General features: G+C 68.5%; 18 protein-coding genes. 10 read left to right on the forward strand and 8 right to left on the reverse strand.

Annotation, left to right across the window (positions count from 1 at the left end; translation table 11 throughout):
* Window positions 1-35 precede the first annotated feature (35 nt).
* The 6 genes from ispG (at window position 36) to map (ending at window position 5,685) form a co-directional block, all read left to right on the forward strand.
* Window positions 36-1,166, forward strand: a complete 1,131-nt coding sequence (gene ispG, locus B0F77_RS26310; RefSeq protein WP_086665717.1) for a flavodoxin-dependent (E)-4-hydroxy-3-methylbut-2-enyl-diphosphate synthase — start codon at window positions 36-38, stop codon at window positions 1,164-1,166.
* 147 nt (window positions 1,167-1,313) lie between these two features.
* Window positions 1,314-2,165, forward strand: coding sequence for a GNAT family N-acetyltransferase (locus B0F77_RS26315; RefSeq protein ID WP_169730986.1), 852 nt, complete (start codon window positions 1,314-1,316; stop codon window positions 2,163-2,165).
* An 18-nt stretch (window positions 2,166-2,183) separates the two neighbouring features.
* Window positions 2,184-3,974: a penicillin-binding transpeptidase domain-containing protein gene (locus tag B0F77_RS26320; RefSeq protein WP_211294028.1), complete on the forward strand. Its 1,791-nt coding sequence runs from the start codon at window positions 2,184-2,186 to the stop codon at window positions 3,972-3,974.
* A 169-nt stretch (window positions 3,975-4,143) separates the two neighbouring features.
* Complete coding sequence (locus B0F77_RS26325; protein ID WP_086665664.1) at window positions 4,144-4,428, forward strand: type II toxin-antitoxin system Phd/YefM family antitoxin; 285 nt, start codon at window positions 4,144-4,146, stop codon at window positions 4,426-4,428.
* On the forward strand, window positions 4,425-4,817 hold the full coding sequence (locus B0F77_RS26330) for a type II toxin-antitoxin system VapC family toxin (protein WP_086665665.1): 393 nt from the start codon (window positions 4,425-4,427) through the stop codon (window positions 4,815-4,817). The genes B0F77_RS26325 and B0F77_RS26330 overlap by 4 nt, the downstream gene beginning before the upstream one ends.
* Before the next feature lie 10 nt (window positions 4,818-4,827).
* Window positions 4,828-5,685: a type I methionyl aminopeptidase gene (gene map / locus B0F77_RS26335; protein WP_086665666.1), complete on the forward strand. Its 858-nt coding sequence runs from the start codon at window positions 4,828-4,830 to the stop codon at window positions 5,683-5,685.
* Here map and B0F77_RS26340 read toward each other — a convergent pair.
* Window positions 5,672-6,352, reverse strand: coding sequence for an alpha/beta fold hydrolase (locus tag B0F77_RS26340; RefSeq protein WP_086665719.1), 681 nt, complete (start codon window positions 6,350-6,352; stop codon window positions 5,672-5,674). The two genes, map and B0F77_RS26340, sit on opposite strands and share 14 nt — an antisense overlap.
* A 28-nt stretch (window positions 6,353-6,380) precedes the next feature.
* Here B0F77_RS26340 and B0F77_RS26345 point away from each other — a divergent pair, with 28 nt between their 5' ends.
* A complete protein-coding gene (locus B0F77_RS26345; RefSeq protein ID WP_086665667.1) occupies window positions 6,381-7,880 on the forward strand; it encodes a cobyric acid synthase in 1,500 nt (499 codons plus the stop codon).
* On the opposite strand, the gene B0F77_RS26350 is transcribed toward B0F77_RS26345, so the two are convergent.
* Window positions 7,804-8,697: an EamA family transporter gene (locus B0F77_RS26350; RefSeq protein WP_086665668.1), complete on the reverse strand. Its 894-nt coding sequence runs from the start codon at window positions 8,695-8,697 to the stop codon at window positions 7,804-7,806. The genes B0F77_RS26345 and B0F77_RS26350 overlap by 77 nt on opposite strands.
* Window positions 8,698-8,770: 73 nt before the next feature.
* Between B0F77_RS26350 and B0F77_RS26355 the strand changes: the two genes are divergently transcribed.
* A complete protein-coding gene (locus B0F77_RS26355; protein WP_086665669.1) occupies window positions 8,771-9,688 on the forward strand; it encodes a LysR family transcriptional regulator in 918 nt (305 codons plus the stop codon).
* Here the strand turns inward: B0F77_RS26355 and B0F77_RS26360 are convergent.
* From B0F77_RS26360 to B0F77_RS26375, 4 genes are all read right to left on the reverse strand, one after another.
* Window positions 9,664-13,476, reverse strand: a complete 3,813-nt coding sequence (locus B0F77_RS26360; RefSeq protein WP_211294030.1) for a phage tail protein — start codon at window positions 13,474-13,476, stop codon at window positions 9,664-9,666. The two genes, B0F77_RS26355 and B0F77_RS26360, sit on opposite strands and share 25 nt — an antisense overlap.
* Before the next feature lie 72 nt (window positions 13,477-13,548).
* A complete protein-coding gene (locus B0F77_RS26365; RefSeq protein ID WP_086665670.1) occupies window positions 13,549-14,634 on the reverse strand; it encodes a winged helix DNA-binding domain-containing protein in 1,086 nt (361 codons plus the stop codon).
* Window positions 14,631-15,734 (reverse strand): epoxide hydrolase family protein, encoded by a 1,104-nt coding sequence (locus B0F77_RS26370; RefSeq protein WP_211294032.1) that lies wholly within the window; start codon window positions 15,732-15,734, stop codon window positions 14,631-14,633. Before B0F77_RS26370 ends, B0F77_RS26365 begins: the two co-directional genes overlap by 4 nt.
* A 53-nt stretch (window positions 15,735-15,787) precedes the next feature.
* Window positions 15,788-16,459, reverse strand: coding sequence for a FadR/GntR family transcriptional regulator (locus tag B0F77_RS26375; RefSeq protein WP_086665671.1), 672 nt, complete (start codon window positions 16,457-16,459; stop codon window positions 15,788-15,790).
* A 105-nt stretch (window positions 16,460-16,564) separates the two neighbouring features.
* Between B0F77_RS26375 and B0F77_RS26380 the strand changes: the two genes are divergently transcribed.
* Together B0F77_RS26380 and B0F77_RS26385 are read left to right on the forward strand one after the other, a co-directional pair.
* Window positions 16,565-17,752 carry an MFS transporter gene (locus B0F77_RS26380; RefSeq protein WP_245848656.1) on the forward strand — a complete coding sequence of 396 codons (1,188 nt, stop codon included), beginning with the start codon at window positions 16,565-16,567 and terminating at the stop codon, window positions 17,750-17,752.
* Window positions 17,753-17,834: 82 nt separating this feature from the next.
* On the forward strand, window positions 17,835-18,239 hold the full coding sequence (locus tag B0F77_RS26385) for a VOC family protein (RefSeq protein WP_086665673.1): 405 nt from the start codon (window positions 17,835-17,837) through the stop codon (window positions 18,237-18,239).
* Between the two features lie 17 nt (window positions 18,240-18,256).
* Here B0F77_RS26385 and B0F77_RS26390 read toward each other — a convergent pair whose 3' ends face one another.
* Together B0F77_RS26390 and B0F77_RS26395 are read right to left on the reverse strand one after the other, a co-directional pair.
* Window positions 18,257-18,670: an NADPH-dependent FMN reductase family protein gene (locus B0F77_RS26390; protein ID WP_086665674.1), complete on the reverse strand. Its 414-nt coding sequence runs from the start codon at window positions 18,668-18,670 to the stop codon at window positions 18,257-18,259.
* Window positions 18,671-18,734: 64 nt separating this feature from the next.
* Entirely contained in the window at window positions 18,735-20,108 is a 1,374-nt protein-coding gene (locus B0F77_RS26395; protein WP_086665721.1) for a mycothione reductase, read from the reverse strand.
* Window positions 20,109-20,386 lie beyond the last annotated feature (278 nt).

A 20,386-nucleotide genomic window follows, 5' to 3' on the forward strand; every position in this document is an offset into this window, starting at 1 on the left:
GTGCACAACCCATGAGTGACGGCGTGATGCTCGGAATGCCGGCACTGCCGCCGCCGGTGCTGTCGGAACGTCGCAAGACCAGGCAGCTGATGGTGGGCAACGTCGGTGTCGGCAGCGAGTTCCCCGTCTCCGTCCAGTCGATGACGACGACCCTGACGTCGGACGTCAACGCGACGCTGCAGCAGATCGCGGAACTCACCGCGGCCGGCTGCGACATCGTCCGGGTCGCCTGCCCCTCGCAGGACGACGCGGACGCGCTGCCCGCGATCGCCAGGAAGTCCCAGATCCCGGTGATCGCCGACATCCACTTCCAGCCGAAGTACGTCTTCGCCGCGATCGAGGCTGGTTGCGCGGCAGTCCGGGTGAACCCCGGCAACATCCGCAAGTTCGACGACCAGGTCAAGGAGATCGCGGCCGCCGCCCGCGATCACGGCACGCCGATCCGCATCGGCGTCAACGCGGGTTCGCTGGACCCGCGGCTGCTGCAGAAGTACGGCAAGGCCACCCCGGAGGCCCTGGCCGAGAGCGCGATGTGGGAGGCCTCGCTCTTCGCGGAGCACGACTTCCACGACATCAAGATCTCGGTGAAGCACAACGACCCGGTGGTCATGGTGCGCGCGTACGAACTGCTGGCCGAGCAGTGCGACTACCCGCTGCACCTCGGTGTCACGGAGGCCGGCCCGGCCTTCCAGGGCACCATCAAGTCCGCGGTGGCCTTCGGGGCGCTGCTCCGCCAGGGCATCGGCGACACGATCCGCGTGTCGCTGTCCGCCCCGCCGGTCGAGGAGATCAAGGTCGGCCACCAGATCCTCCAGTCGCTCAACCTGCGCCCGCGCAAGCTGGAGATCGTGTCCTGCCCGTCCTGCGGCCGCGCCCAGGTCGACGTGTACACGCTCGCCGAGCAGGTCACGGCCGGTCTGGAGGGCATGGAGGTGCCGCTGCGCGTCGCCGTCATGGGCTGCGTCGTGAACGGCCCCGGCGAGGCCCGCGAGGCCGACCTGGGCGTCGCCTCCGGCAACGGCAAGGGCCAGATCTTCGTGAAGGGCAAGGTCATCAAGACCGTGCCCGAGCACGCGATCGTGGAAACCCTCATCGAGGAGGCCATGCGCCTCGCCGAGGAGATGGAGCCGGTCGAGGGCGGCGCCCCGGCCGTAACCGTCGGCTAACCCTGTTCGGAATGCACGCGGGGCGCCTTCGTGCGGTCTGAGTGAACGAAAGCTCCCCGCGTGCACTTCAGCAGGTGCGGATCGTCACGGGCGGTAGGCACTGTTGGCTGATGCCACACGTACGTCTTATCTGGCACGCTAGGTGACGTGCTGAGGCTTGCCGGAGCGCGCGTACTCGACGAGCGCGACCTGATCGACGTGCGCGGGGTCTTCGACAACGACCCCGTAGCCGCGTGCATGGTCGCGGCCAGGGTGGAAGTGGCCGGCCTCGACCCGTGGCGGTTGGGCGGCGAGATGTGGGGCTCGGACTCCAGGCCCATCAGAGGCCGGGTGGACGGCCTGTGCTTCTCCGGCCCGAACCTGATCCCGCTCAAGGGCAATGCCTCGGCGATGCGCATGTTCGCTGATCGAGCGAGGCGCCGCGGCCGGATGTGCTCCAGCCTGGTCGGCCCCGCCGAGCAGGTCCTGACGCTGTGGGACGAGCTCCAGCCCGACTGGGGCCCGGCCCGCGAGGTGCGCGGCGACCAGCCGTTGATGGCGATCTCCAGCAGCCCGAAGGTCACCCCGGACCCGCTGGTCCGCCAGGTCCGGCCGAGCGAGCTCAGCCGGTACCTGCCGGCCGCCATCTCGATGTTCGTCGAGGAGGTCGGCATCGACCCGTGCGCGGAGGACGGCGGCGCGGGCTACCGGGCCAGGGTCTCCGAGCTGATCGCCGCAGGCAGGGCGTTCGCCAGGTTCGAACACGGCGAGGTCGTCTTCAAGGCGGAGATCGGCGCGATGTCGTCCCGGGTCGGCCAGATCCAGGGCGTCTGGGTGCGACCGGACCGCCGCGGCGAGGGCATCGGCACCGCGGGCACGGCGGCCGTGGCGGACCGGCTCACCCGCGTCCTCAACCGCACGGCCAGCCTTTACGTCAACGGCTACAACCACGTCGCGCAGGCCGCCTACCGCCGAATCGGGTTCGAACAGGTCGGCCAATACGCCACTGTGCTCTTCTGAACGGGCATACTCGCGCGGGTGCGACTTCTCGCGACGATCACGGTGGTGCTGGTGACGGTGAGCGGCTGCGGCCTGTTCAAGTCCGAACCAGGAGCGCCGGAGATCACCAACGAATTCCTGGCGAAGCTCGCGTCCGGTGACGTGCAGGGTGCCGCCGGGCTGACCGACAACCCGAACGACGCCAAGGAGACCCTGGAGAAGTTCCGGGGCGCGTTGAAGCCGGAGGGGCTCTCCAGCAAGGTCGACCAGATCCGCAAGAACGGTGACACGGCCTCCGAGGCGAGCGTGAGCCTCGACTGGGACCTCGGCAAGAACCGCCACTGGACCTATCCGACCAAGTTCGACGTGCGCAAGGAAGGCGACACGTGGAAGGTCCACTGGGCGTCGTCGGTGGCGCATCCCAAGCTCACGCCGCAGCAGTCCATCAAGGTCACCGAGCTCAAGCCCGACCCGGCACCGGTGCTCGACCGCGACAGCACGCCGCTGCTCGCCCCCGAACGCGTCGTGTCGGTGCTGCTCGTCGCGAAGGAGGCCGGTGACGTCCCGGCCGTCACGAAGGCCCTCGCGGACGCGCTGAACCCGCTGGACAAGGCCATCACCCAGCAGACGATCACCGAGGGCGTCGGCAAGACCCCCGAAGGCCAGGCCTACCAGGTCGCGGCGCTGCGGGACCCGGACTACCAGGCGGTCAAGCCGAAGATCTACGAACTGCCCGGTGTGCGGTTCAGCTCGCAGACGTCACTGCTGGCGCCGAGCCGCACCTTCGGCTCCCAGGTGCTGCCCGCCGTGCGCAAGCTGGTCGAGGCCGACATCGCGGGCCACGAGGGCTTCCGGGTGGCCACCGTCGACGCGCAGGGCACCGAGGTCGACGAGCTGACCTCGAAGGCCCCCGAGCCCGCCAAGGCCGTGAACATCGCGCTGTCGCGGGCGATCCAGACCGCCGCCGAGGACGCCGTCGAGCCGATGACGCAGCCCACCGTGCTGGTGGCGATCCAGCCGTCGACCGGCGACATCCTCGCCGTCGCGCAGAACGACCTGGCCGACGCCCAGGGCGCCATCTCGCTGACCGGACGGTTCCCGCCGGGCTCGACGATGAAGGCCGTGACCGCGGTGGCCGCGCTCCAGTCCGGCAAGGTCACCGCCGACACCCCGCTGCCGTGCCCAGGCAAGACCACCATCGACGGGCGGCGGATCGTGCCGAACTCCAACGAGTTCGACAAGGGCACGATTCCTCTCCGGAGCGCCTTCGCGTTCTCCTGCAACACCACGTTCGCGCAGCTCGCCGTCGACATGCCGCCGGACCTGCTGACGAACAGCGCGCTGTCGCTCGGTCTCGGCGCCGACTTCGACATCGCCGGCCTGACCACGATCACCGGCTCCGTGCCGCCCGCGACCGACGTCGTGGAACGGGCGGAGGACGCGTTCGGTCAGGGCAAGGTGCTGGCCTCGCCGTTCGGCATGGCCCTGGTCAGCGCGTCCATCGCGAAGGGCTCCATGCCGGTGCCGCAGCTGGTGCGCGGCAAGGAGACCAAAGCGGACAAACAGCCCACCCCGCCGACGGCCGCCGTGCTCGACCCGGTGCGGCAGATGATGCGCGAGGTCGTCGACTACGGCACTGCACCGCAACTCAAGCCGTACGGCGATGTGCGCGGCAAGACTGGTACCGCGCAGTTCGGTGACGGCGTGCACTCACACGGGTGGTTCATGGGCTACCGGGGCGATCTCGCGTTCGCGACCTTGGTGCTCGCGTCGGACACTTCGACCCCGGCCGTGGATGTGGCAGCGAGGTTCCTCAAGGCGGTGCCGTGATGAGCAGGACCAAGGACATGACGATGCGGGAACGCCTGATCCGGGCGGCGTCCTGCTGCCCGCGCAGCGTGGTGTGAGGGACTTGCCGGCTCCGGTCGAGTTCGATGTCGACGTCTCGGCCGAGCTGCGGCGGCAACGCGCGGAGCATGTATGTGATACATTGTGAAACATGGAGACTGAAACGGAATCGGTCGGCCTTCGCGACCTCCGGCATCACGCGGCCGAGTATGTCCGCCGCGCGGAGGCAGGTGAACGGATCGCGATCACTGACCGGGGCCGGGTGGTCGCCGAGATGGGTCCGCCGAGTGACCCGGCGAACGTGCGTCTGATGCTGGCAGCCAGTGGACAGCTCGTGCGGGGGCGAGGCCGGCAGTTGCCACGCCCGCTGCCGCCGCGCGATGGTGTCCAGCTCTCGGAGAAGCTCCAGCAGATGCGTGACGAGGAGCGCTGGTGATCTACCTCGACACGTCGGCACTCGTGAAGCTGGTGAGGACCGAGGCGGAGACGGATGAGCTTGTCGCGTGGCTCGGTGACCGCACGGACTTCGTCACCAGCTCCCTCACGCGGGCGGAGCTCATGCGTGCGGTTCGTGAGGACGGCGAGGCGGAGAAGCGCCAGGCCGCCGCGATCCTGGTCGAGTTCGATCAGGTGCCGATGACCTTCGATCTCCTCGATGCCGCAGGCGCCCTGCCGCAGCCGGTGCGTTCGTTGGACGCGATCCACTTGGCGTCCGCGATGCGGCTGCGTGACGTGCTGGATGCGTTCGTGGCCTACGACAAGCGTCTGCTCGCCGCCGCTGACGAGGTAGGACTCCTCACCTTGGCACCCGGCGCGGACGGCTAATCTGGGGAGCATGGCCGTTCGTTCTGTGTTGCAACCCGGTGTGCAGTCACCGCGTCGTCAGGTGCCGTCGCGCATCGTGCGTCCCGAGTACGTGGACAAGCCCGCACCGACGCGCGGCAACGACCCGTGGGTGCAGACGCCGGAGATCATCGAGGCCATGCGGATCGCGGGCCGTCTCGCCGCCCAGGCGTTGCAGGAGGCCGGCAAGGTCGTCGTTCCCGGCGTCACGACGGACGAGATCGACGCGGTGGCGCACGAGTTCCTGTGCGACAACGGCGCGTACCCGTCGACGCTCGGCTACCGGGGCTTCCCGAAGTCGTGCTGCACCTCGCTGAACGAGGTGATCTGCCACGGCATCCCGGACTCCACGGTGGTGGAGGACGGCGACATCGTGAACATCGACGTCACCGCGTTCATCGGTGGCGTGCACGGCGACACGAACGCCACGTTCCTCGCGGGCAACGTCTCCGAGGAGAACAGGCTGCTGGTCGAGCGCACGCACGAGGCGACCATGCGCGCGATCAAGGCCGCGAAGCCCGGCCGTGAGATCAACGTCATCGGCCGCGTCATCGAGGCGTACGCGAACCGCTTCGGCTACGGCGTCGTCCGCGACTTCACCGGCCACGGCATCGGCCGCGACTTCCACAGCGGCCTCGTGGTCTTGCACTACGACGAGCCGTCGATGAAGACGGTGCTCGAACCCGGCATGACGTTCACGATCGAGCCGATGATCACGCTCGGCGGCTACGAGCACGACATGTGGGACGACGGCTGGACCGTCACCACCCAGGACAAGAGCTGGACCGCTCAGTTCGAGCACACCATCGTCATCACCGACACCGGCTCGGAGATCCTCACAGTCTGCTGACCACGGCTTTCAGTGCGGCCGCGACCGTCGAGGGCGACGTCGCGGCCGCCAGGTGGTGCGACTCGACGCGTTCGACGGGCCAGCCCAGCTCCTCGGCTTTGGCCGCCGCGTCGTCGTAGGCCGACGACAGCAGCACGTACCCGCACGGCCCGGACCACTCGACGACCGGGCGCTGTTCCTTCAGGAACTCCCACGGCACCTCCGGTGCCTCGTCGCGCATCTCCTCGCGCAGTTCGGCGGGCACCAGCTTCAGCGGGTCCGAGTCGAACCACCGGTCCCAGCGCGGCAGCCTGCCGTCCCGCACCGAGGCCTTGACCTGGCTGACCAGCGCGGGATCGACGGTCTCGCGCCACGCCCTGCCCGGTGTCGGCAGGTTGGAGTCGAGGAACACCAGTCCGGCCACGTCCAGTTCCAGCGCGTCGGCGAACGCCGGCAGCAACGGCCCGGCGCCGCTGTGGCCGACGAGCACGAGCTGCCCGTCGACCCCGGCGTCCTCCAGGGCGTCCGCGAACGCGCCTATCAGCCGTTGGTGCACCGGTGCCTCGTTGATGGTCATCTGCAGGTCGACCAGGAGCACGTCCACCCCGTCGGAGGCCAGTTCGTCGGCGAGCGGACGCATGCTCGACGGGCCGAGGAACGGGCTGTGCATGAGCACGACGGTGGGCATGCCCGTGATGATGGCAGCATTGGCGTCCATGCGGGGCGCGATGTTGATCTGTGGGACGACCTCGGACGCGGGCAAGAGCGTCCTGGTCGCCGGTATGTGCCGGTTTCTGGCTCGCCAGGGCGTCGACGTCGTGCCGTTCAAGGCGCAGAACATGTCGAACAACTCGTTCGTCACACTCGACGGCGGTGAGATCGGGCGAGCCCAGGCGTTGCAGGCGCGGGCGGCGTTCAAGGAGCCGAGCGTGCGGTTCAACCCGGTGCTGTTGAAGCCGGGCAGCGACCGCACGTCCCAGGTCGTCGTGCTGGGCAAGGCGGTCGGCGAGGTCTCCGCGCTGAGCTACCGCGAACGCAAGCAGCAGCTGCTCGACACTGTGTTGTCCACTTTGGACTCGCTGCGGCGCGACCACGAGGTCGTCATCTGCGAGGGTGCTGGCTCACCGGCCGAGATCAACCTGCGTCCCAACGACATCGCGAACATGGGCCTGGCGACGCGGGCGAACCTCCCGGTGCTCGTCATCGGCGACATCGACCGCGGCGGGGTGTTCGCGCACCTCTTCGGCACGGTGGCGGTGCTGGACGCGGCGGACCAGGCGTTGGTCTCGGGGTTCGTCATCAACAAGTTCCGCGGCGACCAGCGCCTGCTCGAACCGGGCCTGCACCAGCTCAAGGCGCTGACCGGACGACCCGTGCTCGGTGTGCTGCCGTGGCGTGAGGAACTGTGGCTCGACGCCGAGGACTCGTTGTCCTACAACGCCGATGGTGTGATCGGGAGGCCCAGTCCGCCGGTCAGGGACTGGCTGCGGGTCGCCGTGATCCGGTTGCCGCGCATCTCCAACGCCACCGACGTCGAGGCGCTGGCCTGCGAGCCTGGCGTTTCCGTGCGGTTCGTGACCGAGCCGTCGCGGCTGGCGGACGCGGACCTGGTCGTGCTGCCCGGCTCCAAGGCCACCGTCTCCGACCTCGCGTGGCTGCGCGAAACCGGCCTGGCGACCGCGATCGGGCGGTTCGACGGTCCGGTGCTCGGCATCTGCGGCGGGTTCCAGATGCTCTCGAAGCGCATCGAGGACGACGTCGAGTCCGGGTGCGGGGTGACGGAAGGACTCGGTCTGCTCGACGTCGACATCCGCTTCCAGGCGCGGAAGACCCTCGCCAATCCGTCGAGCACCGCGTGGGACGAGCCCGTCACCGGCTACGAGATCCACCACGGTCAGGTCGTCCGCAGCACCGAGAACCCGTTCGTCGGTGACGAAGGCGCGGCGACCGACCGCGTCCTCGGCACCCACTGGCACGGCCTGCTGGAGAACGACGCGTTCCGCCGCAAGTTCCTGCGCTGGGCCGCGTCGTGCGCGGGCCGGGACTTCGAACCGGGCGAGGTGAGCTTCCAGGCCGCCCGCGAGGCCCAGTTGGACCTGCTGGGCGACCTGGTGGCGGAGAACCTCGACACCAAGGCCGTCATCGACCTGCTGGAACGAGGAGCTCCGGCCGGACTTCCGTTCGTGCCGCCCGGCGCCCCACCAACTGCGGGATAGCGAGCCCCAGCAGCACGATCCCGCCGGCCGCCGCCTGCAGCACGCTCAGGTCCTCGCCGAGGAACGCCCACGCCGAGAACATCCCGAACACCGGCACCAGCAACGAGAACGGCGCCACGACCGAGGACTCGTACTGGCGCAGCAGGAATCCCCAGATGGCGAACCCGAGCAGCGTCGAGATCCACGCGACGTACCCGACGGCGCCCGCACCGGCCCAGTTCAGCCGGCCCAGCGCCGACACGTCCTCGGTCAGCAACGCCAGCCCGAACAACGGCAGCACCGCCACCGCGCTCACCCACACCATGAACCGCAGCGTGTCCGCAGGCCTCGCGTACCGCATGAGCACGTTCGACACGCCCCAGCACGCCCCCGCCCCGACCAGCAGCAGGAACCCGAGCAGCGGCGAGCTCAGCCCGTAGTCCCACGCGATCACCCCGATGCCCGCGACGGCGAGCGCGATCCCGGTGATCTGCACCGGCTTCGGCCGTTCCCGCAGGACAGCGGCGGCGAACACGGTCGTGAAGATCACCTGGCTCTGCAGCACGAGCGACGACAGCCCGGCCGGCATGCCCACCTTGAGGCCGATGAACAGGAAGCTGAACTTCGCGACGCCGAGCACGAGCCCGACCGCGATGACCCACTTCCACGCCACCGACGGCCGTCCGACGAAGAAGATCGCGGGCACCGCCGCCGCGAGGAACCGCAGCGCCGAGAACAGGATCGGCGGGAACTCGTCGAGACCGATCTTGAGCACGACGAAGTTGAAGCCCCAGATGGCGGCGACCAGCACGGCGAGCAGAACGTGGCGGGGACTCATGCCACTAAGCTTGCACGTGCTAACTATTTAGCACTAGTTCCGCTTACTACGGTCGTTGGTTTAGCATCGCTACATGCTCGATCTCGGCAGACTGAAGGCCCTGCACGCCATCGCCATCCACGGCACCGTCGGCGCCGCGGCCGAGGTGCTCGGCTACACGCCGTCCGCGGTCTCGCAGCAGATCGCCAAGCTCGAACGCGAGACCCGCACCACGCTGCTGGAACGCCGCGGCCGGGGCGTCCGCCTCACCGACGCCGCCCGCCTGCTGGCCGACACCGCGGGCCAGGTGCTGAAGCTCGTCGAAGAGGCCGAGGTCGCCCTGGAGGAACAACGCGGCGCCGCGATCGGCCGCCTCTGCGTCGGCTCCTTCGCCACGGCGGCGCGCGGCCTTCTGCCGGAGGTCCTGGCGAGGCTGGCCGAGCAGCACCCCGCCCTCGACGTGCGGCTGACGGAGATCGACCCGCCCCACGCCACCGAGGCGGTCGCGCGCGGCGAGCTCGACATGGCGATCGTGCACGACTGGGCGAACACGCCACTGCCGGTGCCGGAGTCGCTGTCCCGCGCGTTCATCGTCGAGGACGTCGCCGAGGTCCTGGTACCCGCCACGAACCCGTTGTCCCGCCGGGAGTTCCTCGAACCCGCCGACCTGGCCGGCGAGCGGTGGATCTGCCAGACGGAAGGGTCGATCTGCTACGACTGGCTGGAGCGGACGTTCCACGGCGCGGGCATCGAACCGGTGGTGGCGTACCGCATCAGCGAGTACCGGACGCAGATCGCGCTGCTGGACAAGGGGATCGGGGTGGCCCTGATCCCGCGGCTCGGCAGGGGAGAGGTGCCGGACACCGTGCGTGTCCTGCCGTTGCGGCCCACCCCGACGCGGCGGCTGTACGCGGTGTGGCGCACCCAGGCTTCGAGGCGGCCGGCGATCACGGCCGCGCTGGACGTGATCAAACAGTCCGTTGCCGATCAGATGTCCTCACCCTCGTCGTAGACGCCTGCGGCACGGTCGCGGGCGCGCCGGGTGGTCAGCGCGGCGTGTGCCTCCTGCGAGATGATGAGCAGGTCGATCTCGACGGGCTCCTGGTCGGCTCTCACCTCGCCGACGTCGTCGATCATGTCCTCGACGATCGATTCGGCGTACAAGCGGGCGACTTCGCGCTTGTGAGCCATGGGCGCCTTCATGTTGGCGATCTCGACTTCCGCAGTGCCGGCTGCGGGCTTGTTCTTGCGAATGCGGTCGACGATCGCGCTGTACATGCGACTGATCTTGCTGCGAACGAAGACGGCGGGGTGTCGTCCCACCTCGGTGAGGTGCTCGACGTCCAGACCGTACTTCTTGCGTCCACCGTGGAGGTTCTGGAGCTTTGAGGCCGCCGCGCGCAGATACCGGTACACGGAGGCTTCTTCCTGAGAAGCTGCCGCACTGTCGATGCGCGCGTTGGCATCTCTGGTCGCGTTGTTCTTGCGAGTCGCAGATGCCGTGCTTTCGTTCACGGCCCTGTCCACGGCTCGCCGGTTGAACCCGACCGCGTGATCTGACAGGTGCACCGGTACAGCTCTCACCTGGCCCATCTCCTGGCCGGGCTTCGGGCTCTTCCAGTTGGCGAAGTTGTTCAGGTAATCCTTCATGGTCCGGGCTGCCGTGGACTCAAACAGGCTGGCCGCGGCCTCCGCGTCCTCTTCCTCCTCGGCGGGGATGTCGTAGCTGTCCGTTTTCATGGTCTGCACGTGCACGTGCTCGGACTTCGACTCCTTGCGTTCCACGACGAGGTTGAGCGGCACGTTGTACTTGTTGCGGATCTTGGCGAGGCGACTTTCCGCGTCGGCGTGCGACTTGCTGGCCCGCAGCGCCTTCCCGGCGGCCTTGATCGCGGCCTCCTTCGGGTCGGCGGGCTCGCCGGTGACCTTCGCCTTGACCGCGGCCGCCTTGCCCTTGACCCATTTCTTGCCCGCGTCGACCTTGCCCTTCACCCAGGCCTTGCCCGCGGCCACCTTCGCCTTCACCTTGCCGCTGATCCCCTTGGCGGCCTTGATGAGCGGCGCGGCCAGCGTCAGCCCCTTCTTGATCACCCAGTCGAGCGCCTTGTTCACCGGCTTCTGCAGGGTCTCGATGATCGACCGGATCTTCGCGCCGATGCCGCCCAGCCCGATGGCGCTCGCGAGGAAGCCGATGATGATCGGGACCATCTGGCCGAGCACGTCGTTGATCTTGTCGACGACGCCGCTCACGTTGCCGCGCACGATGTCCGCCACGGAGTCGATGACGGTGTTGACGAACTTCATGATGCGACTGCCGTTGTTCACGAAGAACATCACGACGTCGTAGATCAGCTTGCAGGCCTTGATGAACGCGGCGGCGGGGTTCAGGAGTCCGATGAGCCAGGTGATGCCGGCGGTGATGATCTTCGTGATCACGAAGTCCTTCACCTGGGCGAGGATCGTCTCCTTGATGTCGCCGAGCTTGTCCATCAGCATCTGCCACAGGCCCGCGACGCCCTGGGACGTGAGGACCTGGAAGATCTCCACGCCCTTCTCGGCCGCCGCCATGGCCGTTTCGCCGATCTGCATCACCAGTCGGTTGCGAATGTTCGCCCAGGTGAGGCCGAAGATCGACGCCAGCAGTTTGATGATGCCGCGCAGGTCGAACTTCTCCGGCAGTTCGATGCCGGCCTCGGCCAGCGCGCCGAACAGCCAGCCCATCAGGCCCTTGCGCAGGTGGTCGAGGATGTTGTCCTTGAACTTGAGGATGCCGCCCTTCACGCCGGCGATCAGGTTGCCGAGGAACTCGACGGGCTTCTTGATGATGTCGCCGACCACCCCGGCGGCGCGGGACAGCACGTCGCGCAGCATCGCGGCGAGCTCGCGGATCGTGTTGACGACGCCCTTGACCGCGTCGATCGCGGCGTCGACGAAGCCCTTGTTCTCGGCCTGCAACGCCTCGATGCGTTCGTCGACGGCTTGGCGTGCCTCGACGTACTTGGTGGCCAGCGTGTCCACGACCGAGTTCTGCTTGTCGGTGACGTCGCTTTCGAGCTGGTCGAACTTCTCGTTGATCTCGGCGGACGCTTCGGCGCCGACCTTCGCGAGATCCGGTGAGAGGGTTTTGACGAACGCGGCGATCTCCGCCTTGCCGGACGCGATCTTCTGCTTGGCCAGGGAGAGGTCGCCGCCCACGATGTCGGCGACGCGGGAGATCACGCCGTCCATCTGCTTCAGGTACAGCTCGCGGCCGGCGGTGTAGAACTCGTTCACCTTGTCCGGCATGCTCAGGACCTTGTCCTTGAGCCAGCGGTAGCCGCCGAGCCAGCCGCTGTAGCGGTCCTGCTTGTAGGCGTTCACCTTGGCGGCCACGAAGGACTCGAACGCCTTGCGCGCCTCGCCTTCTCCCTTCGTGAACTCCTGCTCGACCTTCGGGTCGATGCCGTCGAGGATCTTCTTCACCTCGGCCTCGGTGGCCGCGAAGATGCCCTGGATCCTCGTCGTCACCTCGGCGCGCTTGGTCTCGTCCTTGCTCTTCGTCTTTCCCTTGTCCGCCACCAGCTTCGCCAGTGCCGCACCCTTGGCGCCCTGCATCCCCGCGACACCCTCGGCCGTGACGGCGCCCGCGTCGGCCTTGGCCTGGCCGAGCACCTGCTGTTCCTGCGCGCGGAACTGGCCCGGTGCCGTGTCGGCGTGGGCGGCGGCGGTCTGCTTGGCGTCCAACGCCTGTTGGAACTGCGGCTCGTTGGACTGCCGCATCTGTTCGTCGGTGACGTCGCCCTGTTCCTGCGCGACCTGCTGCTTGCCCGCGCTCAGATCGGTCTGCGACGGCGGCGCGGGCTTCGGCGCGGCGCCCGCGGCCGGGATCGTCACGGCGGCGCCGGGGTTCTCCTGCGCCATCGGCGTGACCGGCTTCGGCACCGCCTTCGACTGGTCCGGCGGCGCGTCGGTGGCGGCGGTGATGTCCTTGGCCTGGCCCTCTTTGCCTTGGGACACCATGCCTTTCACTTCGGTGGCGACCCCGTCGGCCTTGCCCTGCGGTGAGGTGCCCTCCTGCAGCGTCTTGGGCGACTTCGCCTCGATCGCCGTCTTCACCGCCGCGATGAACGCCTGCTTGTCGAACGAACCCGCCTGTTGCGCGTCCATCGAGTCGACCTTCGAGGCCTTCGCCTGCCCGGCCAGGTCGTCCGCCGGCGCCTGCGCGGCGTCCTGCGCCTCCTTGGCCTTCGCCGCGGCGGGCGGATGCGCCTTCTTGGCCGCGGCGAACCCCTTGACCTTCTCGGTGACCTGCGTGAACGCCGGGTCGGCCGCGGCAGGCGCGGGAACGGCCGGCGCCGCGGCGGGTTTCGCCTGCGCACCACCGGACTTCGCCGCGGGACGAGCGCCCGCCGTGCCGAGTTTCGACTTCGCGGGCACCGGTTTCGCGGGCGGCGTCGGTTTCTTGGGCTGCACCGCGTTCGGGCCGAACCCGGTCGTCGTCACGGCCAGCGCGGACGCGGGCGGCTTCGGGCCTTCCAGCGTCACCGGCACGCCCGCCGACTGCGCTTCCCTGAGGCCTTTCTCGACCACGTCGATGTCCGGCTCGCCGCGCCGGACCTCCTTCAGCGCCGCGTCGACGTGCGCCGCGTCCGGCTGCTTCTGCTTGGCCGCCATCAGTGCGCCCACGGCGGCGTTGCCCGCGTCGCGTTGCAGCGCGAGCAGGGCGTGCGGGCCGACGGCGGGACCGGGACCCGTCTTCCGTTTGGCGTCGGTGAGAGCGCCCGTGACCTCGGCGTCGGCTGACCGGCGTGCGACGACCATGGACCGAGCCTGATCGACCCACTACGCGTGGAAAACGACCGCGAGGCACCCTTGAGGGCACGAAAAACTGCCCTATGGGGCAGTGATCACGTGGTCCTTCTTCGGCGCCATCACCTTCAGCACCGCCTGGGCCTCGCGGACCACGCCCGCCAGGTCCTTCTTCATGGTCTTGAAGTAGGGCTCGATCCTCAGCGTCGCGGTGTCCTTGGTTTCCACGACGTTCCACGTGCCGTGCAGAAACCCGTCCACGAGGAACGTCGGCGGGAACACGCCGTTGCGCACCGCACCCCACCGCGACCGCGCGTCCTCGTTCATGATCCGCGTCCGGTCCGCGTGCCCCAGCAACACGTTGTCGAACGCCGGCAACAGCCGTGCGGGCGCCGGTACGTCCTCGGACACGATGACGCCGTCCGGCACGTCCAGCAGCACCTTGCCGTCCTCGTTGCGGTACCGCACCAGATCGAGGCCGGCCGCGTGCTCCTTCAACCCGGTCAGCCGCGACCAGGCCTGCACGTCCGCCAGCGTCGACGGCCCGAACGCCCGCAGGTACCGCGTGATCAGCTCGGGCACCGCGGCCTGCGCCGGCAGGTCCCGCCCGAGCCACGTGGCCAGCGCGATGTTCTGCGGCACCCCGCCGACGCCCCAGATCCCGCGTGGCGGCACCTGGACCATCGGCACCAGCATCTGCGCCTGCGTCGACAGCCCGGTCGCCCCGGGGAAGTGCTGTTCCAGGTGCGCGTTGACCTCCGCGACGGTGCGCGGTTCGGAGTCGACGTACTCGCGGGTGATCCGCGCCAGCGCGTCCAGGTCGATCTCGACCCTGGTGGCCGGCGGCATCACGTTGCGCGCCCACTTGGTCAGCTCCGGCTGCAACGCCGTGCGCATCAGGAACACGTCGTCCGCCGAGATCAGGTGCAACGTACCGCGCCACAGCGTCATCCGCACCAGCGAGCGGTCGATGATCAGCCTGCTCAGCGCGTCGACCTGGAACGCCTCGAGCCGGGTCCACAGCGCCAGGTACGGCGGGATCGGTGCCTGGGCCTGCAGGCCGCCGAGGTGTTCGACGGCCTGCACGATCGGCATGGACGTGCGCTGCAACAGCATCTGCCGCGCCAGCAGCGTGCGGTTGAGGGTGCGGTTCGAAAGTGTTGTGCTCACAGCGATCCGAAGAACTTCCTGATGTCCTGGACCAGCAGGTCCGGCTCCTCCATCGCGGCGAAGTGGCCGCCGCGGTCGAACTCCGTCCAGTGCACGATCGTCGGGATCAGCTTGTCCGCCAGCGATCGCACCGGCGTGCCGATGTCGTGCGGGAAGACCGCGACCCCGGTCGGCACGGTGGTCGGCTGCTGCTGGCCCCACGACGCCGACTGCTCCTTGTAGAGCTGTGCGGAGGAACCCGCCGTGCCGGTGAACCAGTAGATGGACACGTTGGTCAGCATCTGGTCGCGGTCCACCGCGTCCTCGGGCACGCCGTCGTTGTCGGTCCAGTCGTGGAACTTCTCCACGATCCACGCCAGCTGCCCGGCCGGCGAGTCGGTCAGCCCGTACCCGAGCGTCCGCGGCCGGGTGCGCTGGATGTGCATGTAGCCGGAGAGTTCCTTCTGGTAGTGGTCCAGCGTCTCCAGCGCCCGGAGTTCTTCCGGCGCCAGGTCGTTGACGCCCTGGGGCCGGAACGTCAGCAGCATGTTCACGTGCACGCCGATGACCTGCTCGGGGAAGACCCGGCCGATCTCCTGCGCGATGCCAGAACCCCAGTCGCCGCCCTGCGTGCCGTAGCGGTCGTAGCCCAGACCCTCCATCAGCTTCGCGAACGCCCACGCGACGCGCAGCACGTTCCAGCCGGGCCGTTTGACCGGCCCGGAGAAGCCGAAACCGGGGATCGACGGGATCACCAGGTGGAAGTTCTCCGACAGCGGCTCGATCACGTTCAGGAACTCGACGAACGAGCCGGGCCAGCCGTGGATCAGCAGCAGCGGCACCGCGTCCGGGTTCTGCGAGCGGACGTGCAGGAAGTGGATGCGCTGCCCGCTGATCTCGGTCGTGAACTGCGGGTAGGAGTTGAGCCGCTCCTCCTGCGCGCGCCAGTCGAACCCGGTCGCCCAGTACTCGGCGAGCGGGCGGAGATAGCTCAGCGGGATGCCGTAGGACCAGCCGACGCCCGGCATGTCCTCCTCCGGCCACCGCGTGCCGGTCAGGCGGGCGCGGAGGTCGTCGACCTCCGCCTGCGGGATCTCGATGCGAAACGGCGTGATCTCCATGGCCCCCACGCTATGAGCTCATGCGGACAGGTTCGGTCCGCGTTGGTTCGCGATCAGCAGAACTTCTCGATCAACTCCTCGAAGAACCCGCCCGCCTCGATCGCCGCCTTCTCCTGGTCTCCATCCCTGACCGCGTGCAGCAGGCCGGTGTGCGACACCTGGTCGGTCCCCGGCTGGCTGGTGTCGACAGATGCCGCCACCGAAGCTTTGACCGCCTCGGTCAAGCCCTGGTAGAGCTCCGCCAGCAGCGTGTTGTGCGAGCACTGCACGAGCAGCACGTGGAACGCGGTGTCGTGCTCGATCACCTCGGCCCACTGCTCGGCCTCCATCGCCGCGTCGCGCTTGTGCAGCAACTCGGTGAGGCGCGCCAGTTCGGCGTCGGTGCGGTGCTTGGCGGCGAGACGCGCGCCCTCCATCTCCAGGGTGCGGCGGACCTGGAGGACTTCCTTCAGTTCTGTCCCGCACATGCGGCGGACCGCGCCGGAGATCTCGCTGGTCGCGCGGACGAACGTGCCGTCGCCCTGCCGCACCTCCAGCAGTCCGGCGTGGGAGAGCGCGCGCACGGCCTCCCGGACCGTGTTCCGACCCACCCCGAGCGCGGTGACCAGCTCGGGCTCGGGCGGGATGCGCTGCCCGACGGGCCATTCACCAGTCGTGATCGCGCTGCGCATCTGCTCGATCACCTGGTCGACGAGGCCCGCCCGTCGGGTAGTGGCCAACGGCACAGCGTCATCCTTTCATCCGAACATCCTACGTCTGCGATAGTGGTGCGCATGACGATTCAGCAGACGACTTATGTCGCACAGACTGCCACCGATCCAGGTCGCAGGGTGACTGTCGTCAAGAATCGTCACGTTCCGCTGGTCGGGTCCACGCTGCTCGCGATCGGGGTCGCCCTCGCGGCGGCGAATCTCCGCCCTGCGGTGACCAGTCTGGCCTCGGTGCTCGGCGATGTCCGCGCCGCCCTTGGGGTTTCGGCCGCTTGGACCAGTGCGTTGACGGCCGTTCCGGCGCTTTGTTTCGGCTTCGCGGCGTTCGCGGCGCCGTGGCTCGGCCGCCGCCTCGGCATGGCCCGTGCGATCGGACTTTCCCTGGGGGTGCTCACGCTCGGCCTGGTGCTGCGCGTGATCGACGGTCCGTGGGTCGTGCTGGGCGGCACTTTCATCGCCTGTGCGGGCATCGCCGTGTCCAACGTGCTGATCCCGGTCGTGGTGAAGGCGTCCTTCCCGAACAAGGTCGGCCTGCTGACCGGTGTCTACACGGGAACGCTCGCCGCGGGCGCGGCGGTGGCCGCCGCTCTCACGCCCCGGCTGGAGGACTACCTCGGCTCGTGGCGGCTCGCCGTCGGCGCGTGGGCGCTGCTGTCGGCCGGTGCGGTGATCGTGTGGTTCGCCGGTGCGCGGCACGGTTCCTCGTCGACCGTGGTCCGCTCGGCCGCGCCGGCCGAGAAGCGTTCGTTGCTGCGCAGCCCGCTGGCGTGGGTCATCACCGTGTTCTTCGGCCTGCAGTCGCTGTTCGCCTACACCGTGATGGGCTGGCTGCCCGCGATGCTGGTGGACGCCGGGGTCGACCGGAACACCGCCGGCATGCTGCTCGCGGTGTCGATGCTGCTCGGCGTCCCGGTGAGCCTGTTCGTACCGCCGATCGCCGCGCGGTTCTCCAACCAGGGCCCGATGGTGCTGGCTCTCGGCGCGCTGTCGTTCGCGGGCATCCTGGGCATGCTGGTGGCGCCTGCCGCCGCGCCCGGCCTGTGGGTGGTGCTGATCGGGTTCGGCATGGGCATGTTCCCGCTGGCGCTGCTCATCATGTCGCTGCGCACGAAGTCCACTTCGGACACCGCGCGGCTGTCCGCGATGGCGCAGAGCCTCGGCTACCTGATCGCGGCCTCCGGCCCGTTCGCGTTCGGTGTGCTGCGCGAGGCCACCGGCACGTGGACCGTGTCGCTCGTGCTGCAGCTGACGTTGCTCGCCGCGCTGACCGTGCTGGGCGTGATCGCGGGCCGTCCGCGCTACGTCTAGTGGCGTGACCAGCCGCCAGCTCCGCTCAAGCTGGTCAGGAATCGAGAAGCGGTGCGTTTGCGCTGCTTCTAGCGTTGCCGGCATGGACATCAACATTCACGCCACGTTCCTCCCGCACACCGACCCCGACGCCTCGCTGGCCTTCTACCGCGACCTGCTCGGCTGGGAGGTCCGCGCCGACGTCGGCCAGGGCACGATGCGCTGGATCACCGTCGCACCCGTGGGTTCGGGCTCCGCGCTCGTGCTCGAACCGCCGGCCATGGCCGAGGGGCTCACGGACGTGCAGAAGACCGCTGTCGCCGAGATGATCGACGGTGGCTCGTACGGGTACATCCAGCTGTCCACGCCTGATCTCGAAGGCGTGTTCGACAAGCTGCAGGCGAGTGGCGCTGACGTCGTGCAGGAGCCGACCGATCAGCCGTGGGGCGCGCGTGACTGCGTGTTCCGCGACCCGGCCGGCAACAACGTCCGCATCATCCAGGCCTAGTGCGGCACTGGTTCACGTCAGTTCGAGGCGAATCCGCGGTGCAGCACCGTGAGCTGGTCGGCGAGGTACCGGGCCCAGGCCTTCGCCCGATCCCAGTCCGGTGCGGCACCGCCGAAACTCACCGGCCCGATGGCGCCGAGCCTGCGCACCATGCGCGTGACGTCGTTCGGCACGGGTGGAGCGCCGCGGTGGAACAACCACATCGGCGTGTGTTTGAGGGAAGCTTTGTGCCGCCGGACAAACCGATGCGCGTCACGCGCCGCGGCGTCGCCCATGATCACGGCACCGAACCCGTGCAGCGTGTCCGCGGCGGCGACCGAGAGCACGGTGACTCTCAACCCGCAGCCCGCGAGTTCGGTGCCGATGATCTCGGCGATCTCGTCGGTGGCGGCGATTTTCGAGGTGTACGCGACGAGGACTCTGTCAGTCATCGCTGCATCGTGGTTGGTAGTTCGGGTTTCCGGCAGTTGCGGAAGGCCCTGTCGTTTAAGGCCTTCAGTCCAGCGGCAGGTTGAGGAGCGCGTTCTCGACCAGTTCGGGCATCGCCGGGTGGATCCAGTACTGCCCACGTGCCACGGACTTCGCGTCCAGCCCGAAGCTCATCGCCTGGATGAGCGGCTGGATCACCGTCGAGGCCTGCGGGCCGATGATGTGCGCGCCGATGAGCTGTCCGGTGGCCGGGTCCGCCAGCAGCTTCGCGAAACCGGTCGTGTCCTCCATGGCCCAGCCGTACGCGATGCTCGCGTAGGCCTGGCTCGCGGTGACGTACCGGATGTCCTTGGCCTTGGCCTGCTCCTCGGTGAGCCCGACGGTGGCGATCTGCGGGCTGGAGAACACGGCTGCCGGCACGAACCGGTGGTCGCTCTTCATCTGGTCGTCGGGGTTGAGCAGGTTGTGCTGCACGACGCGGCTCTCGTGGTTGGCGACGTGCTTGAGCTGGTAGTCCGAGCTGATGTCGCCCAACGCGAGGATGTGCTGCTGACTGGTGCGCTGGTACTCGTCGACCTTGACGCGGCCGTCCGGGTGGGTCTCGACGCCGGCGTTGTTCACTTCGAGCAGGTCCGTGTTCGGCTGCCGGCCCACGGCGACGAGAAGCTGGGCCGCCTCAACGGTTTCCTCGCCGTCGGGTCCCTCCATGTGCAGCTTGACGCCGGACGCGGTCTTCTCCGCGCGGATCGTCTTGCGCTGCAGGCGGACGTCCCACTTCTGCTTCGCGACCTCGGTGAAGCGCTCGGCGATCTCCAGGTCCTCGTGCCGGAGCAGGAGGTTCGAGCGGGCGATCAGGGTGACCTTGACGCCGAAGCTGCTGAACACGTGCGCGAACTCGGAGGCGATGAAACCGCTGCCCAGGATGATCAGGTTCTCGGGAAGCTCGTCGAGGCGCATGATGCTGTCGCTGGTGTGGAAACCGGTGGTCTCCAGGTCGGCGATGTCCGGGACGGTGGGCCGGCTGCCCGCGGCGATCACGATCCGGTCGGCGGTGATGGTCTCGCCGGTGCCCGTGTCGATCGTGTGCGCGTCGATGAACTTGGCCGTGCCTTCGTAGACCGTGACGTTCGCGTTCTCGTTCGCGCGCCAGTTCCGGCCGCCTTCGGCGATCGGGTCGATGCGGTTGAAGATGCGGTCGCGGATTTCCGGCCAGTGGACGGCGTCTGTGTGCGCGTCCACGCCCAGTTTCTTGGCGTTGGCCGGGGCTGCGGCCTGGTCCGCGGTGTGGACGAACATCTTGGTGGGGATGCAGCCCACGTTCAGGCAGGTGCCTCCGAAGGTTCCCTTTTCGAGGATGGCGATCTTCCAGTCCGCCATCGCGTCGTTGGGGATGGAGTTGCCGGAGCCGGTGCCGATGATGACCAGGTCGAAGTGCCTCACGATCCGATCCAACCACTTTGGGGTGGGTGGTGTTCCCTTTGTGGGGTTACGTGGGGCTTACGGGGGCTTACGAGGGGTTTCGGTTTGGGTTTCGATCTTGTCGGGGTGTGAGTACGTTGAGATGTAGGGGTTCCCGGGTCGAGGCAAGGCCCCGGCAAAGTCGTTTCTGCTGGTGGGCGTCTGCAAGTACCACCAACTCTTGATCAAATCGCCGCCAACTACACCCAACATGTTCGTCAGTTGCCGAACATGGCTGGGCCGGGCGCTGGGATCGACGA

This window comes from Lentzea kentuckyensis (assembly GCF_002150765.1).
GTDB classification, from domain to species: Bacteria; Actinomycetota; Actinomycetes; order Mycobacteriales; family Pseudonocardiaceae; genus Lentzea; species Lentzea kentuckyensis.